Annotated in this window: 13 protein-coding genes; 4 read left to right on the top strand and 9 right to left on the bottom strand. The window is 67.4% G+C overall.

Translation table 11 applies throughout. The features are described from left to right. Positions 1–110 precede the first annotated feature (110 nt). Together JF542_RS15365 and JF542_RS15360 are read right to left on the bottom strand one after the other, a co-directional pair. The gene (locus tag JF542_RS15365; protein WP_207076474.1) at positions 111–1,475 is read right to left on the bottom strand and encodes an oligosaccharide flippase family protein; all 1,365 of its coding nucleotides are present in this window, start codon (positions 1,473–1,475) and stop codon (positions 111–113) included. Then, entirely contained in the window at positions 1,472–2,329 is an 858-nt protein-coding gene (locus JF542_RS15360) for a glycosyltransferase family 2 protein (RefSeq protein WP_207076473.1), read from the bottom strand. The genes JF542_RS15365 and JF542_RS15360 overlap by 4 nt, the downstream gene beginning before the upstream one ends. Positions 2,330–2,571: 242 nt before the next feature. Between JF542_RS15360 and epsE the strand changes: the two genes are divergently transcribed. Beyond that, positions 2,572–3,774, top strand: a complete 1,203-nt coding sequence (gene epsE, locus JF542_RS15355; RefSeq protein WP_207076472.1) for an exopolysaccharide biosynthesis GT4 family glycosyltransferase EpsE — start codon at positions 2,572–2,574, stop codon at positions 3,772–3,774. Positions 3,775–3,798: 24 nt separating this feature from the next. Here the strand turns inward: epsE and JF542_RS15350 are convergent, their stop codons facing one another. Further along, positions 3,799–6,789 carry a calcium-binding protein gene (locus JF542_RS15350; protein ID WP_207076471.1) on the bottom strand — a complete coding sequence of 997 codons (2,991 nt, stop codon included), beginning with the start codon at positions 6,787–6,789 and terminating at the stop codon, positions 3,799–3,801. Between the two features lie 339 nt (positions 6,790–7,128). Here JF542_RS15350 and JF542_RS15345 point away from each other — a divergent pair, with 339 nt between their 5' ends. Beyond that, complete coding sequence (locus JF542_RS15345) at positions 7,129–8,694, top strand: 2-isopropylmalate synthase (RefSeq protein WP_207076470.1); 1,566 nt, start codon at positions 7,129–7,131, stop codon at positions 8,692–8,694. 65 nt (positions 8,695–8,759) lie between these two features. Here JF542_RS15345 and JF542_RS15340 read toward each other — a convergent pair whose 3' ends face one another. Then, complete coding sequence (locus tag JF542_RS15340; protein ID WP_207076469.1) at positions 8,760–9,608, bottom strand: hypothetical protein; 849 nt, start codon at positions 9,606–9,608, stop codon at positions 8,760–8,762. Positions 9,609–9,866: 258 nt separating this feature from the next. After that, positions 9,867–10,853: a 2-hydroxyacid dehydrogenase gene (locus tag JF542_RS15335; protein ID WP_007795890.1), complete on the bottom strand. Its 987-nt coding sequence runs from the start codon at positions 10,851–10,853 to the stop codon at positions 9,867–9,869. Between the two features lie 105 nt (positions 10,854–10,958). On the opposite strand from JF542_RS15335, the gene JF542_RS15330 reads away from it, so the two are divergent. After that, positions 10,959–11,459, top strand: a complete 501-nt coding sequence (locus JF542_RS15330; protein ID WP_207076468.1) for an SH3 domain-containing protein — start codon at positions 10,959–10,961, stop codon at positions 11,457–11,459. A gap of 34 nt (positions 11,460–11,493) precedes the next feature. Here the strand turns inward: JF542_RS15330 and JF542_RS15325 are convergent, their stop codons facing one another. Beyond that, entirely contained in the window at positions 11,494–12,558 is a 1,065-nt protein-coding gene (locus JF542_RS15325) for a Hint domain-containing protein (protein WP_207076467.1), read from the bottom strand. Between the two features lie 335 nt (positions 12,559–12,893). On the opposite strand from JF542_RS15325, the gene JF542_RS15320 reads away from it, so the two are divergent. Then, positions 12,894–13,226 (top strand): hypothetical protein, encoded by a 333-nt coding sequence (locus JF542_RS15320; protein ID WP_207076466.1) that lies wholly within the window; start codon positions 12,894–12,896, stop codon positions 13,224–13,226. 1 nt (position 13,227) lies between these two features. On the opposite strand, the gene JF542_RS15315 is transcribed toward JF542_RS15320, so the two are convergent. The 3 genes from JF542_RS15315 to JF542_RS15305 all read right to left on the bottom strand — a co-directional run bounded on the left by JF542_RS15315 (position 13,228) and on the right by JF542_RS15305 (position 16,727). Beyond that, positions 13,228–14,532 (bottom strand): O-antigen ligase domain-containing protein, encoded by a 1,305-nt coding sequence (locus tag JF542_RS15315; RefSeq protein ID WP_207076465.1) that lies wholly within the window; start codon positions 14,530–14,532, stop codon positions 13,228–13,230. Then, a complete protein-coding gene (locus tag JF542_RS15310) occupies positions 14,529–15,986 on the bottom strand; it encodes a GumC family protein (protein WP_207076464.1) in 1,458 nt (485 codons plus the stop codon). The genes JF542_RS15315 and JF542_RS15310 overlap by 4 nt, the downstream gene beginning before the upstream one ends. Positions 15,987–16,112: 126 nt before the next feature. Next, the gene (locus tag JF542_RS15305; RefSeq protein ID WP_207076462.1) at positions 16,113–16,727 is read right to left on the bottom strand and encodes a response regulator transcription factor; all 615 of its coding nucleotides are present in this window, start codon (positions 16,725–16,727) and stop codon (positions 16,113–16,115) included. Positions 16,728–16,835: the final 108 nt, after the last annotated feature.

The following is a 16,835-nucleotide window of genomic DNA, read 5'->3' as shown; positions in this document are numbered from 1 at the left end:
ACTCGCAACGATAACCCCTGTTTCTCGCGAAATTGGCTGCCATTGTCGCGAATTTGGAGACAATGATCGGCTTAGGCGCCGTCGCGTCGACTTCATCAGGAACGATTCTATCAACCGAGTCGCGCCAGCGCCACGATTGCCTCCCAGTTGATCGCCACCGCCAGCGCCGCCAGCAGAAGCGCCACCAGCGTGAAGAGCGCGTCGTGCAGCGGATCCCATGCCCCCATGCGCCGCGCCAGCCAGACCACCACCGGGTAGGCCAGCACATAGGCAGCCCCGATGCCCAGCAGCGCCCCCATGAGCCCGGCAAGCTCGAGCCCCGCGAGGATACAGCCCACCATCAGCACCGCCCGCGCCAGCGCGAGGACAAAGAAGGTGCGGCTGTCACCGGCTGCCAGCGCCGCCTGATCGTAGGTCTGCACGATGATCTGGGGCATCTGCACGCAGGCCACGATCACCGTCACCGCGCCGGCGGCGAGATAGCGCTCGTCATAGAGCAGATCGACCAGCCAGTGCCCCAGTGCCGCGAAGACGCCGACCATCAGGATCAGCGCGGCGGTGACCACGAACCGCATCTTGCGCAGGCGCACGAAATTCTCGCGGCTCTCGGTGGGCGGGTTCTCGCGGTAGATCGGGATCAGGATGCGCCGTGTCACCATGCCGCCCAGCAGCATCGGGAAGGCGGCGAGGAAGTAGCCGATATTGTAGATCCCCAGCAGCTCGAGGCTGAGATACTTGCCCATCAGGATCTTGTCGCTCTGGTGGAAGAAGAAGCCGCAGACCGTCGACAGGAAGATCCACTTGCCGAAATTGATCAGCTCGCGCGCCGCGGGCTTCTCCCAGCGGAAGCGGTTTCCAGCCCCCGGCAGGAAGATCCAGTTGATGACGACCTCCACGATCACCGCGATCAGGCCGCTGAAGACCAGCGACCAGACCGACCCAGTGCGCCAGGCCAGCAGGATCGCGGCAAGCACGCCCGTGGTCTGGGTGACGAAGTCGAGCACCGTCACGAGGCCGAGACTCAGGTGCCGGTTGGCGCTGTCCATGCGGGTCGGCTTGAAGCCAGCGATCAGCAGGGCAAAGCTCGCCACCGGCAGGATCGTGAGCAACTGCGGCTCGTCGTAGAAATACGCCGCCGGCCAGGCGAGGCCACAGCCCACGAGGAAGAGCCCGGCGCCGCGCAGCACCTGAATGGTCCAGGCGGTGTCGAGGAAATCGCGCTCGTCGCCGCGTTTGCTCTGCAGGATCGCCGGGCTGACCCCGACATCGGAGAATTGCTGCAGCCCCATCATGAACACCGAGACCAGCGCCATCAGGCCGAAGGCCTCGGGGAAGAGCAGCCGCGTCAGGATCAGGTTCGAGGCCAGCCGCAGGCCCTGGCTGAAGGCGAAGCCGCCGACGGTCAGCGCCGAGGAGCGGATCACCCGGGCGGTCAGCGACGCGCCGCGGAAGCGGGAGAGCAGCGCGCCCGTCATCGGCCGCGACTCCAGTCGCCGGAGGCCGGGCGCAGGCGCACGCTCAACGCGACCCCGGTATAGACCGCGAAGCCCAGCGGATCGCGCAGTGCCATCGCCAGCTTGTCCGAGGCTGAAAAGGCCGGCTTGTCGTCATTGGCGACAAGGGCGGGATAGCGCGACTCGATCTCGGCCACGCCGGCATCCTGACGCCGGCGCACCCGGACCAGCCGGTCGAAGCCCTCGGCGATCGGCCAGTCGTAGCGTGCCGGCACGCCGACGCGTTCGTCGGGGGTGAAGTTCAGCCGCACGAAGGTGTCGTCCGAGATGATGTCGGGGAAGCATCCCCAGCGCCCGCGCCCCGTGGCATTGACCGCGAAAACGCCGCAGCCCGGCACGCATTGCGCCATGAACGGCACCTGTCGCCAGATCCGCGCATAGGCGCGCGACACGGCGCTGCGGGCAGTGATGTTGACGGTGCCGCTGGCGTAGCGCGGCTCGGGGCACGAGAGCACCTCGTGCAGCTGGCTCAGCAGCTCCGGCGCCACGATCACGTCGGCATCGAGATAGACTCGCGTCGCACCGCGCGCGGCGGCATCCCCGGCATCGAGCGCGGCAAGTTTGCCGCCCTCCTGCCGCTCGAGCACCTGCAGCGTCCAGCCGCGCTGCGCGAAGGCAGGCGTCTTGGCACGGGCGCGCTCTGCGGTGTCGTCGCGGCACCCATTGGCGATGACGATGACCTCGACGGGCGCCTCGTCCGGCCAATGCGAGGCGCACAAGGCCTCAAGGCAGCCGCCGATCAGCGCTGCTTCATTGCTTGCCGGTAAGATGACCGAAACGGCTGGCGTCCCGGGAGTCTCGGAAGATCCCGTCATATCGATACCAAACAGACACTCACATGCGCCAAACGCGCCTCACAGCGTCCACATGCCACCAAATTGTGGTTAAAGAAAGAAGCCCTCTCAAAATATAATCAGATTGATACAAGCCCGCCTGATGCGCCGCGAACACGGTGGTGAGGCTTCTTGCGAAATCGGCAGGGCATTATGGAAACCGCTGCCGTTCCCGGTCACATTGGCGTGGACGAGCTGACAGCGGGGGATGCGTGTCGCAGAGATTGCGGATCGGATACCTGGTACCCCAGTTTCCGGGCCAGACTCATATCTTCTTCTGGCGCGAAGTTCAGGCGCTGGAAGCGATGGGCCACAAGGTGGACCTGCTCTCGACGCGCATGCCGCCGTCGGGCCTGATCGCGCATGACTGGTCGGAAGACGCCATCGCCCGCACCACCTATCTCGGCCAGATCAAACCGCTGAACGCGCTGCGTGCCCTGAGCGGGCTGCTGCCGCGCGGCCTGATGCGCGCGACCCTGAGGGAGGGACCCGGCTTTGCCCGCGACGTGGCGGTGACGCTGTCGGCGGCGCAGGCGCTGAAGGCCCACGCGACAACGGCCGGGCTTGATCATGTCCACGTGCATTCCTGTGGTCGCGCGGCGCTGATCGCGGCACTGGCGCAGCAGCTCGGCGGGCCGAGCTATTCGCTGACCCTGCATGGCCCGCTGTCGGATTACGGCCCCGGCCAGCGCTTCAAGTGGCGCCATGCGGGGTTTGCCACCATCATCACCCACAAGCTGCTGCACGAGATGCAGGCGGCGATGCCCGAGGATCTCCCCGAGCGCCTGACGGTGCGCCCGATGGGGGTGGATACCGAGGTGCTGAAACGCGAGACGCCCTACCAACCGCCCGAGAAAGGCCGCCCGATCCGGCTGTTCTCCTGCGGCCGGCTCAACGTGGTGAAGGGGCATCAGGACCTGATGTCGGCCATGCGCCAGCTGCTCGATCAGGGCGTCGACGTCCGGCTCGAGATCGCCGGCGAGGACGATGCCGGCGGCGAAGGCTTCCGCAAGGATCTCGAGGCGCATCTGCGCAAGCTGCGGCTGCAGGATCACGTCAAGCTGCTGGGTGCGATCGACGCCGGCGCGGTGAAGGCAAAGCTGCTCGAGGCGCATGCCTTCGTGCTGGCCTCGTGGCACGAGCCGCTGGGCGTGGCCTACATGGAGGCGATGGCCTGCGGCGTGCCGGTGATCGGCACCGATGCGGGCGGCGTGCGCGAGCTGATCGACGATGGCAGCACCGGCAAGCTGGTGCCGCCGAAAGAGCCCACCGCGCTGGCCCGCGCGATCCGCGAGCTGGCCCAGAACCCCGACAGCGCGCTACATTTCAGCGCCGCCGGCCGGGCGCATGTGGAGACGCATTTCCGCGCCAGCCTCGGTGCAGAGACGCTGGTCTCGGAGATCCTCGCGACGCGGCAGGAGCCGTAGAGGGCGCCCTCCCGAAGCGGGAACTCAGAGACCGGCGGTCGGCAGCTCGACCCCCGGTGCGTCGGAAAAGCTCAGCGCCTCGACCTGCACCATCCGCACGATACCCTGCGGCCCATCCGCCACGAGCCGACCCTCCTCACGCGTGAAAGCATAGTCCGCCTGCGCGCCGGGCAGCACCGCCACGTCGCGCCCCTCGCCACCGTGCAGGATGTCGTCGCCGCCCTGCCCGATCAGGGTGTCGTCGCCGTCTCCGCCGAGCAGGATGTCGGGCTTCGCGCTGCCTTCGAGCGTCTCGCTCCCGGCATCGCCCTCAAGCAGCAGCCCGTCGTCGAAGCTGCCCGGTGCGCGCGGCTCCCAATCGGCAGGCGCGGTGGCGTTGTAGCTCATCAGCATGTTCCAGCGCGGGTTGTCGTCAGCCAGATGCCGCAGCGCGCCCCAGCTGCCCCATTGCGATGCCGGGGCGACATCGACGAAGGCGTTGAACAGCGTGCCGCCGCTCGCCACCCAGCCGGTCAGAAGCTCTTCGTAGAGCTTGGCCATCTCGGGGGTATAGTTGAAATACTTGAAGAACTCGGCCAGCTCCTCGTCCTGGACCCGAACCATCTGGGCCGAGACATGGGTGCCCCCCTCGTACATCACCAACTCGAGCCCGGCTGCCTCGGCTGCGCTGGCATGGTAGGGAAAGATCTCTTCGATCAGTTCCTTGAGCGAGCCGTCGAGCAGCGCCTGCGCCACCGGCGCCACCGCCGCGTCGAAGCGATGCTCGCGGACATATTCGCGCAGCGCCACGCGGCGCAGCCCCTCGGCCTCGCCCGCGGCCACCGCCGCCGCCTCGGAGCGCGCCAGCCAGTCGTCGACCTGCGGCGCCATCTCCTCGCCGCCCATCTCGTAGCCGAAATACCCCGCCACGGCATAGGCGTCGAACAGGTCCTGCGGCGGATGGCCGAGCTGCAGATAAGCCAGCGGCGCCATCAGCACGCTCTCCTCGAGCCCCGGCCAGCCGGTATGGGTCGAGATCACCCGCACCAGCCGGTCCTCGGCCTCGTCGCCATAGATGTCGGTCCAGATCTGCATGACCTGCGCCGAGCGCAGCCCGTAATACTGCATCCAGCCGGCCTCGGAGCGGCCCCAGAGCGCATCTGCCTGCGCATCGGCCCAGCGCGCCTGCTCGAAGATGTGGTTCCAGACCTCGTTGGAGTATTCCACATAGACCTTGAGATCCGGATCGAGCCGCGCCTTCACCAGTTCGGCGAACTGGCGCACGTAATCGTCATCGGCCATGTGCGGGATATTGAACCACGGATCAGCACCGACGCGGTTGGCGAGCCGCAGCATCACCTCGGCCGGGACACCCCGGGAGGTCCAGCTGAAATCGCTCATGCGGGGGCGGTCGTCCCAGCTCTGTACCGGCGAGCCGTTGGTGTGCATCCAGTCCATGAAGCGCAGGCTGCGCAGGTCGCGGATGCGCTCGATCCAGAGCGGGTTGAACAGCGCGCCCGCCTCGAACAGCGCGAGCTGGTCCTCGCGCACGATGCGGATGTTGCGGATCGGGTCGTCGGGATCGGTGGCGGTGATCGAGACCCCCACCGCGCCCTCGCCGGGGGCGTACCAGAACTGGCCCTCGCCCTCGCCGAGCCGCACCCGGCTGGCGCGGCCGGTGATATCGAGCTTGCCCTTGCCCTCCCAGAACACGCGGTAGGTGCCGATCAGGTACTCGGCATCCGACGAGATATCGGTGAGCAGCAGCGCCTCCAGACGCTCAACCCGCTCGGGGATGCTGACCGGCCAGCCGGCCTCGTCGAGGGCGCCTTCGGCGCGCAGCGCGTCGGCATCCACGCCGCCCCATTGTCCGGGCAGGTGACCGACCCACTGCCGCGCGGTCTTCATGTGATCGAGAAAGGGCGCCTGGGTCGACCAGTCGGCGATGCCGTTCAGCCCCATCGCAAGCGCTGGCGCGCCCTCCGGACGCCCGCCCGGATCGGGCAGCGCCACCTGCCCGCGCACCGGCATCGGCTCGGCGGACGCCGCGGGCGCGGCCTCGGGCTCGGACTCGGGGGCAGCTTCAGCGGTGCGCGTGGCAGGCGCCTCCGGTGTCAGCCCGGCGCTTTCGAGCACGCCGGAGGCCGAGATCTCGTCCCATACCAGCGCGGCAAGCTCGGGGTAGTTGGCGACGATCTCGGGATGCAGCGTCTCGGGCGGCGTGAAGTCGGCGGGCGGCGGCGCCTGAAAGGTCGCGGCATAGGTGATCATCGCGGCGAGGAAATACAGGCTCGGCGTGCCGTGCGGATCGAGATCGACATAGAGCGCCTCGGCGGGCACGTCCTCGAGCGGGCCGTCCTTGCCCAGCAGCACCGAGAGGATCGGCGCCACCGGGATCAGCCGGATATCGGCCTCGGGCCGCTCTGAGCGCAGATCGTCGCGCAGGGTCTCGTACCAGTCATGGTAATCGCCCTGGTTCATCGCGTGATAGCGCCGAAGGGCGCGGGCCGAGGGCGGAAAGCTGCGCGAGAGCGCGGCCATCTCGGCCCAGCCCTCGTAAAGATAGATCGGGATGCCCGGCACCCGGTTGTCCACCCAGTCGACGACCTTCAGGATCGCGCCCATCGGGCTCTCGTTCGCGGCGTTGTCGTAGTCATAGGGCGCGTCGGGCGCCTGGTACTGGATGAAGTTCGTCGGGGTGATCCAGACCGCATCGAACCCGGCATCCCCGAACGTGCCGCGCCCGGCATCCCAGTGGCCGCTCACGTCGGGAACAGACCAGTTCGGCCGCGGCGGCAGGCTGGAGGCGAAATCGCGCAGGAACCCCCACTGGCCATCCAGTGCGAGCGCCCGGCCATCGGCGCGGGCCAGCACCCCCATCCAGTAGGGCACGTTGGCAGTTCCTTGCTCGTTCAGATGATGCACGAGACTGTTGCCGAAGACATAGACCTTGGCGGCGTCGCGCTGCTCCTGTGCAAGCGCGGCGAGCGGCGTGAGCAGTGCGAGGCAGGCGGCGTGGATGATACGTCGGATCACATGATCTCTCCCGGATGGTCGGCCCTGACCTCCAATATGGCGGGCGTGACGCCACGCTCAAGCCTTGTCTCGGGTCCCTGCCCCGCTGCCACCTGTGGCAGCAACAATCGCGGCATTTTGCGGGTTTTCATTCGTTCGATTGCGCGTATAGTCCGCCACATGATGACCACCGGCCATATCGCTGCAATCTCCCGTGCCCTCGGCGCGACGCTTGCGCTTGGCCTGCGTCTTCTCCTAATCCGCCTCTGAGCGCGCAGTCACCCGGCGCGACCGCTCAGAGGAGGCATCGTTTCGCGCCGGCGAGACACCAGGACGAAGACCAACAAGAGATTCAGTGACATGACCGACCAGACCAAAGACCGCGTGTACATTTTCGACACGACGCTCCGCGACGGCGAACAATCGCCCGGCGCCACCATGACCCATGACGAAAAGCTCGAGATCGCCGAGCTTCTCGAAGACATGGGCGTCGACATCATCGAGGCGGGCTTCCCGATCGCCTCGGAGGGCGACTTCAAGGCCGTCGCCGAGATCGCCGAGCGCAGCAAGGAGTCGGTGATCTGCGGCCTCGCCCGCGCCCAGCTCCCGGATATCGACCGCTGCTGGGAAGCCGTGAAGCGCGCGCCGCGCCCGCGCATCCACACCTTCATCGGCACCTCGCCGCTGCACCGCGCCATTCCCGACCTCACCCAGGACGAGATGGCCGAGCGCATCTTCGAGACCGTGACCCACGCCCGCAACCTCTGCGACAACGTGCAATGGTCGCCGATGGACGCCACCCGCACCGAGTTCGATTATCTCTGCCGGGTGATCGAGATCGCCATCAAGGCCGGCGCCACCACGATCAACATCCCCGACACCGTGGGCTACACCGCACCGCGCGAATCGGCGGACCTCATCCGCCGCCTGATCGAGACCGTGCCCGGCGCCGACGAGGTGATCTTCTCGACCCACTGTCACAACGATCTCGGCATGGCGACGGCGAACTCGCTCGCCGCGGTCGAAGCGGGCGCGCGGCAGATCGAGTGCACCATCAACGGCCTTGGCGAGCGCGCCGGCAACACCGCGCTCGAAGAGGTGGTCATGGCGCTGCGCACCCGCGGCGACATCATGCCCTTCGACACCGAGATCGACACCCGCAAGATCATGCAGATCTCGCGCCGGGTCTCGACGGTGTCGGGCTTCCCGGTTCAGTTCAACAAGGCCATCGTCGGCAAGAACGCCTTCGCGCATGAGAGCGGCATCCACCAGGACGGCATGCTCAAGAACGCCGAGACCTTCGAGATCATGCGCCCCGAGGACGTGGGCCTCGCCGGCACCTCGCTGCCGCTCGGCAAGCACTCGGGCCGCGCCGCGCTCCGCGCCAAGCTCAAGGAGCTCGGCACCGAGGTCGGTGACAACCAGCTCAAGGACATCTTCGTGCGGTTCAAGGATCTCGCCGACCGCAAGAAGGAGGTCTACGACGAGGACATCCTCGCGCTCGTGACCGCCGCGATGACCGATGGCGCCGATCACCTCGAGATCGTGTCGCTCAAGGTGACCTGTGGCACTGGCGGCCCTGCGGAAGCCACCCTCGAAATGGAAGTCGGCGGCGAAGAGATGTCGGCCACCGAGCACGGCGACGGCCCGGTCGACGCCACCTTCAAGGCGGTGCGCGCGCTCTACCCCAACAAGGCCCGGCTGCAGCTCTACCAGGTGCACGCGGTGACCGAGGGCACCGACGCGCAGGCCACCGTGTCGGTCCGGCTCGAGGAAGACGGCAAGATCGCCACCGGCCAGTCCGCCGATACCGACACGGTCTATGCCTCGGCCAAGGCCTATGTGAACGCGCTCAACCGCCTTCACGTGCGCCGCAGCAAGACCGGCACCGACCAGAAGGAAATCAGCTACAAGGACATCGGCTGATCCAAGGGAACCACCAGCGCCCGCCCCGACAAGGGCGGGCGCTTTTTCGATCTGCGCGGGATGGCTTACGCGATGTCGGCGTGATCCGCGAAGTGGCCCTGCGCGTGATCGTCCAACTGGGCGCCGTGGCCGGGCTCGTCCGCAAGCTCGAACGCTTCATGCTCATCGTGGATCTCGCGCATCACCTCGGCCATCAGCAGTTCGACCATGGCGTCGTCCTGCGGCGGCTCACCGTCGGCGACCGTCGCCTCGGGACGCTCCTGCGGCGCGTAGAACTCGAAGACCTCGGGGGCGTCCTCTGCAAGGAACAGCGCGATCTCGGCAAGTTCCGGGGCCGAGGCTGGCCCGACGACCAGATTGCTTGCCGCAACGGTGGTGAACCACTGAGGCGCTGGAGAGGACGGCTCGGAGATCGAAAGCACCGCGTCCGGCAGGTCGCCTGCGGCCTGATCCGGGCCCAGGGTCGGCGCCAGCCCGTCGGCCCCGTCTGGTGACGGACCCGCAGCAGTCGGACGCCTTTCCTCAACATCCCCCTCGATCAGGCGCGACACGGACGGAGACAAGATCGGCGCCGACGGACTGGCCTCGTCTCCCTCCAGAGTCCCGGTCAGCTCATCGGGGGCCAGCCCGGTCCTCTCATCGTCCGCGTCCGCCTGCCACATCCTGATGGCGCGCTCCTGCGCGGTTTCCTCGGCGGCATCCACCATCCCGAGCGGCACCACATAGCCGAGGCTGACGACGGCGTTGCGAAGGCCGCGCACGCTGCCATCGCCTTCGAATTTCATTGCCGAAAGACCGCCCATGCGGCGCCCGTGGAAAAGCTCGTCCCCATACGAGGCGTTGGCCTCGGCCTCGAGCTCCTCTTCGAGGCTCTCATGGTGCTCTCCGGCCTCGGATCGCCCGGCCCCCTCCATGGATTCGATCCCGAGGTCCGATGCGACAGCCGCACCGCCCTCCGAGACAGGTTTGATAAGACGTTCGAAGATATAACCTAGCACTGTTCTCACTCACTGTTCAGCCCGTGACACACTCACGAGGGGCACAGTGATCCGCGGCAATGGCGCGGGAGGGCATGCAAAAGCGGCGATAGCGGGGCGCTTGCCCACAAAGCTCTCCGAAAGCTTAGGTCTTTCGAAACGATCAGGCCGGCGCAGAGGCCGGCCTGAGACAGGTCAGTGCATGGCGGGAACGACCTGATCCGGCGGCCGGTGGCCATCGGCGAAGGTCTTGACGTTGAGCAGCACCTTCTCGCCCATTTCGATCCGGCCCTCGATGGTGGCCGAGCCCATGTGCGGCAGCATCACCACGTTGGGCATGTTGACGAGCTCGGGATTGCCCTTGATGCCGTGCTGGTAGACGTCGAGACCGGCACCCGCCAGTTCGCCCGCCTTGAGCATTCGGGTCAGCGCGCTCTCGTCGATGACCTCGCCGCGCGAGGTGTTCACCAAAACCGCAGAGGGCTTCATCAGCTTCAGCCGGCGCGCGTTGAGCAGGTGGAAGGTCGAGGGCGTGTGCGGGCAGTTCACCGAGATCACGTCCATCCGCGCCACCATCTGGTCGAGGCTCTCCCAGTAGGTCGCCTCGAAGGCGTCCTCGGTCTCGGGGCGCAGGCGGCGGCGATTGTGATAATGGATCTGCATCCCGAAGGCCTGCGCGCGCTTGGCCACCGCCTGACCGATCCGGCCCATGCCGAGGATGCCCAGCCGCTTGCCGCCCAGCCGCGTGCCGAGGAAGGCATTGGGCGCCCAGCCCTCCCACGTGCCGGCCTGCATCACCGCAAGCCCCTCCTGCATCCGCCGGGTCACCGCGAGCATCAGCCCCATGACCATGTCGGCGGTATCGTCGGTCATCACGCCGGGCGTGTTCGACACAAGAATGCCGCGACGGCGGGCGGTCTCGACGTCGATGTGATCAACCCCGGCACCGTAATTCGCGATCAGCTTGAGCCGCTCACCGGCCTGACCGATCAGCCCGGCATCGATCGGGTCAGTGATGGTCGGCACCAACACGTCGCACTCGGCCATGGCTTCGGCCAGCTCGGCACGCGACATCGGCGTGTCGCTTTCACGCAGGGTCACGTTGAACAGCTCGCTCAAACGCGTCTCGACCGCTTCGGGCAAGCGTCGCGTCACGACAACACTCAGGCGTTTCTGAGGCATGGCGCGCCTCCCCTCCCTTTCCACTGCTCGTCTCCGATGGCACAGTGTCCCATGAGCGTGCGGGGCACAAGAACCCCGCCTGAAAAACTCGGGCAGGACAGTGAAATGCGCATGGCCGCTTTGATCGTGGGGCTGATGGCCGCCCTGTTGACCGGTACCGTCTCCGCCGCCACCGACGAGCGTGGCCCGGTCACCAATCTGCCCTTGCCGCGCTACGTGTCGATGAAGGCGTCCGAGGGCAACGTGCGGCGCGGCCCGTCGCTCACCCACCGCATCGACTGGATCTACACCCGCCGCGACATGCCGCTCGAGATCACCGCCGAGTATGGGCACTGGCGCCGCGTGCGCGACGCAGACGGTGCCGGCGGCTGGGTGCATTACTCGCTGCTGTCGGGGGTGCGCACGGTACTGGTGCAGCAGGACATGCTCGAACTGCACGGCCGCCCCGACGAGACCGCCCCGGTCAATGCCAGGCTGGCGCTCGGCGTGGTGGCGCGCCTCGGCAAGTGCGAGACCGCGTGGTGCGAGCTCTCGGCCGGCGGTTATGACGGCTGGGCGCCGAAATCGGCGCTCTGGGGCGTCGCTCCGGACGAGATCCGCGACTGAGCCACCCGGACTGAGCCCACGATGTCCCGCCCCCTCAGGCGGCCTCGTGCATCAGGATCGCCGCTTCCGATTCCGAGAGATTGCGCCGGGCAAAGCCCCCATAGCTCTGCGGGCTGTGATCGATCTCCGGCATCATCGCCAGAAGCCGCATCCTGTCTGCGTCGCGCAGCGTGGTCAGCGCGGTGTTCGAGGGATGGAAACTCTCGGTCTCGACCCCATTGGCAAACAGCACCTCGTGGCGCGGCAGCAGCAGGTGCACGTAGGTCACCTCGCGCACCGCCAGATCCCGCACCACGGTGCGCCCGTTCACCAGGTCCGAGGCCCGCACCAGCACCTCGTCGGTGTTGAACAGCGCCCGCGCTGCAGGGCCTGTCACCAGCATCCGGTGCTCGGGCGAAACCAGGAACTCCTCGTCGGGGCGCTCGATCCCGAAGGCGCCGGCGCGGATGCGCACCGGGCGCAGCCTGGGCATGGCGAAGAGCCGCGCCCCGGTCATCCGGCGGCTGCCGACCCACTGCACCTCCTGCGGGCCGTTGTCCTTGGTCTGGATCAGGTCGCCCTCGCGCAGCGCTTCGACCGGTACGGGGCCGGTCGGGGTCTGGATACGGGTGCCCGGGGTGAAGCAGATCACCCCGCCAGACTGCTCCGCGCCCTCATGCCTGGCCAGCGGCCCGAGCGACGCATGCACGACCCAGAGATCGACACCCCGCGGCGGGATCTCGTTGAGGAACATCAGCAGCGGACGCGCCGCGCCATCCACCTGGATCAGCGTGACCGTATAGGTCTGCGCACCGTCGGTGACGATGAAACTGCTCTCCGAAAGAGGATGTCCGACCTCGACCGTGTCGAGACGGCTGTTGTTCGTCACCGCGGCCCCCACAAGCCGGCGCACCATCTGCGCCGCGCGACGGCGGATGTCGACAACGTCATCCGCACGATCAAGCTCGAGGAGCCCCGAAGGCCCATCCACCCGAACAGCCTCGCCGCGCCATGCCCATGCCGCTCCGACACGAAGCGACGAAAACCCTGCGCACTCGAAACCGTCTACCAGCGTTTGTGACCAGGATATGACGAACGTGCCCTTGATGCCCGTTCCCATCTTGCCTGTGCCTGCTCTCTTTATTGTTTTCCATGGGGTAACAAAACCGGCGTTGCATTTGTAGAGCGCGCGGCAAACGCGGTCCTATGATACCGCAAATGGCCGTTGAATGTTGCGACCGGACCACAATACAAGGACAAAACACATCCCTAAGGCGATTGTGACGCAAGGGAGTGGCGAGCCTCCGAGAGCGAAACAATCACAGCGCGTTTACCGAACGTCAGCTTCGAGTCGGGGCAAAGGCTCTGCGGCCCCTCGCGTCACTTTGGCAGCCGCAATTGGACAGCGCCCGCATTGCAAGGTAACAGGCGACAAGATTCATTGACGGTAGATCCATGTCCCAGACCTCTTCCGAAATCGCCCGCACGGTGCTTGCGACCGAGGCCCAGGCGCTGACCCGTCTGGCAGAGGAATTGCCCGCTGCCTTCAACGCCACCCACTCGGTGCAGCTTCCCGGCGGTCAGGGCGCAAGCTCGGGCGGCCAGCGCCAGTTCGTCGAACCCTTGGCGCGCGCCGCGCTGGCGGTGGGCGCGGGGGCGGTCTTCATCGAGACCCACGAAGACCCCGACAACGCCCCCTCGGACGGCCCCAACATGGTGCCGATCTCGGATCTCCGGCGGCTGCTGAAAGGTCTTCGGGCGATCGACGATCTGACCAAGGCGGGCTAGGTCAGGCCGCAACAGGCTCTGTTTGGTGCACGGGCTGATCTTCGGCCCGCGCATCCGCGACCTCGCGGGCGTGCAGGCCCAGCACCACCAGCGCCGGCCACAAGAGGTAGGCCTCGATCTCGATATTCTCGCCGAACGAGAGCAGCACCAGCACCATGCAGATGCCGAGCGGCAGCCGACCGCGCGGCCCGAGCGCGGCGTCCTTGAGCGCGATCCAGATCTGCCAGACCAGCGGCACGGCAAAGGCCAGAAGCCCCGTCAGCCCCTTCACGAAGAGCAGCCCGAACCACGTGTGATGGCTGCCGATTGGCATGTACTCGACGATATGCGGCCCCGGATGCACAGTGCCGTGGCCGAACCACACCGCCTCCTCCTGCCAGCGCTCATGCGCGATGCGCTGCAGCGTTTCGCGCACCCGCGTGCTGTCGGCGCGTGCGCCCTTGAAGGCGGAGACGCCACTGTCGATGGCGCGCAGCAGCCCAGGCCCGACGATGGCCATCGAGGCGGTCAGCCCGGCGAAGGCGCCCCACGCCCATCCCTTGAGGATCAGCGGCATCATCCGCGGCCCGATGGTGCAGGCGACGAGCCCGACCAGCCCCATGCGCGACTTCGAGGCGAGGATCATCAGCACACCCGCCGCCACGCCCGCCGCGCGCCACTTGTTCTCTTTCTCTTCCAGAGCGAACAGCACGGTGGTCACACCCAAGAGCGCCGCAAAGGGCGACCACGGCGCGAAGAACTGCCAGCGCGGCGTCCAGGAGGCCGGGTCGAAGGTGAAGAGGTAGACCGAGAAATACTCCGGCCCCGGCCCGCCGATGGCCTTGAGCGGCGAGGTAAAGATGCGCTCGGGCAGGCCCAGCGTTGGCGCGATCAGCAGGATCGGGGCGAGGCAAAGCGTGTAGAAGCCGAGCTTGCACTGCGCCCGGATCAGGATCTCGCGCCGGATCGGCAGCACCGCGCCGGCCAGCGGGAACAGCGCCAGAAGTGCCCAGCCCTTGGCCCAGCCGATCGAGGACTTGATGGTCTTCTTCGGCCCCAGCCCCCAGTCGAGATGCCCGGCCCAAAGCGCCACCAGCATCACCGCCATGCCGAGGATCCAGCCCCAGACCACCGGCGGCACTGGCCCGGTTGCGCGCAGGTCGCTGCGGATCGCCGGGCCAAGATAGAGCGCCAGCACCGCCAGCATCGCAAGCAGCCATGCCAGCACCGGCCCGACCACGTAGAGCGCGCCGATGCCGTAGAGTGGCCAGGTCCAGACGATGGTCTTCCAGACCATGGCCTCGGCGGGGTTTTGCGGCGCGATCATGTGCGCTCGGCCTTGGTGAAGAGCAGCCGCCGGATCAGCGCCAGACGGATCCAGGCGAGGCTCAGCGAAAACAGCAGCAGGAACGTGGCCGCCGCCCCGGCCACCACGGCGAGCTTGCGCTTGGGCGAGGTCGGCCCGTCGGGCAGCGATGGGTCTTCCAGCACCTGCACCAGCGGGTACGAGGCGTAGATGTCGGTCTTGCTCGACTGGGTGCGGGCGATGGCCGAGGCAAAGACCGCCTCGGCGACGCTGAAGTCGCGCTGCAGATCCTCGAGCCGCGCGGCCAGCGGGGCCAGCGCCTCGAGCCGGGCGGCCTCGGCTTGGATATGGGCGGTCAGGCCCGCGACCTGTGCCGCGAGGCCGGTGCGCTCGGCCTCCTGCCGCACCAGCTCGGTCAGCAGCGTGGCGCGGCCGCCGTCGATGGCGCGCTCGAGCTGTCCTGTCCCGCCGGTCAGGGCCCGCGCGCGGACCTGCGCCTCGGAGCTGGCGGCCTCGTAGGCGGTGGCGGCCTTCACCACCTCCGGGTGCTGACGGCCATAGCGGGCACGGGCGCTCGCCAGCTCGGCCGACGCCTCGGACATGGTCTCGAGCAGGGCGAGGTAATCGGCATCGCCGTTCAGGCGCAGAATGATCGCCGCCTGCGCCGCGTCGGTGCCAAGCTGCGCCTCGAGCTGCGTTACGGCGGCCAGCTTGTTGCGGTGCTCGGCGCTGAGGGTCTCGTGCTGCGCCCGCAGGTCGTCGAGCTCGTCGAGCTGGCGGCGGTATTGCTCGGACGAGTGCAGCCCGCTCTCGGCCTGCAGTCGGGCGATGTCGTCGCGGGTGGCGGCGACAGACCCCTGATATTCCTCGATCGCGGCCAGTCCGCCGGTCTGGCGGCTGTCCTGCTCGTCGCCGCGCAGGCGGTCGATCTCGTCGAAGAAGGCGGCCAGCAGCGCCCCGTTGCGCGCGCGGGCGGCCTCGGCGCTGGGGCCAGTCATCTCGATATGGATGAAGGCGGTCTGGTCCACCAGCCGGACCCGCGGCTCTCCGAAGCCAGCCTTGTCGGTGCCCAGCCGGTCGGCGGCATCGCGCAGCACGCGGTCGGCCGCAAGCAGGCGCTTGTAGGTTTCGGTCGGGCTGACCGAGTTGCTCGAGAAGGCCGAGTTGGAATAGCTCGACGCCTGCCCGATCTCGGCAAGGTTGACCGAGGCCGAGGCGCCGGACCCGGGCAGGATCAGCGACATGTGGCTGGAATATTTCAGCGGCGCGGTCTTGAGGTAGCCGGTGATCGGCGCCCAGATCGCCGCCGCGCCCAGCGCGAAGATCCACAGGTAGCGCGGCAGGCGGCTGAGATCGAGCGTCGCGCCGCCCATCAGCAGCCGGCGGAGGCTGATCTTGCGCGGCCACAGCCGGAAGCGGCGGCGGGCGGGTGCTGCGTCGGTCTCGGCGGTCAGGGACTGGTCGGCAAAGGTCATGGGCAATCCTCCGTTGCCCGTGACATTAACCTTAAGCGTGTATGAATGCCGCTGCGCGGGCGGAGGGCCGGGGGCCTCGGATGCGCCGCCGACCTATCCCTTCGGCGAGGCCGTGGCGTGACCGGATCAGAAGATGCCGGCGTCGCGCGCGACGATGGCCGCCTGGGTGCGGTTGTTCACGTCGAGCTTGCGATAGAGCGTCTTCACGTGAAGCTTGATCGTCGGCTCGGTGATCTCGAGATCGCGGGCGATCTCCTTGTTGGACTTGCCCTCGGTCAGCCCCTTAAGCACTTCCAGCTCGCGCTTGGTGAGGGACTTGGCCAGCGGGTGCTCCTCGACCTCCTCGGCGGCGGTCATGAAGGCAATGGGGGCGTATTGCTCGCCCATGGCCATGAATCGCACTGCATTCACAAGGGATTTGGCCGGCAGAGTCTTGGGGACGAAGCCCGCCGCCCCGAGCTCGAGCGCCTCTTCCGCGATCTCGCGGCTGGCCTCGCCCGAGATCAGCGCCACGTGGCGGGCGCCGCCGATCGCCAGCGCCTGCTTCAGGCCCTGAAGCCCGTTCATCCCCGGCATCTTGTAGTCGAGCAGGACCAGATCATACGCCACATCGTCCTTCATGCGCTGAAGCGCCTCGTCGAAGCTCGATGCGCTGCCGGTCTCGATTCCATCTTCGTCATCAAGAAAGGCGATCAGCGTGTCGCGCAGCAGGTCATGGTCGTCGGCGATGAGAACGCGCATATCGGGGCACCGTAAGATCTTGCTTTCGGATCTACACGCTACACGAGTGCCCGCACCCCGTTAAGGCAATTCTGCGAACGCTCACGGCAAAGCCGAATAGGCCTCCTA

The sequence above is a fragment of the Salipiger bermudensis genome (assembly GCF_017309175.1).
GTDB classification, from domain to species: Bacteria; Pseudomonadota; Alphaproteobacteria; order Rhodobacterales; family Rhodobacteraceae; genus Salipiger; species Salipiger bermudensis.
Note: the sequence above shows the minus strand (reverse complement) of the source record. Positions and strands in the feature narration are given on the sequence as shown.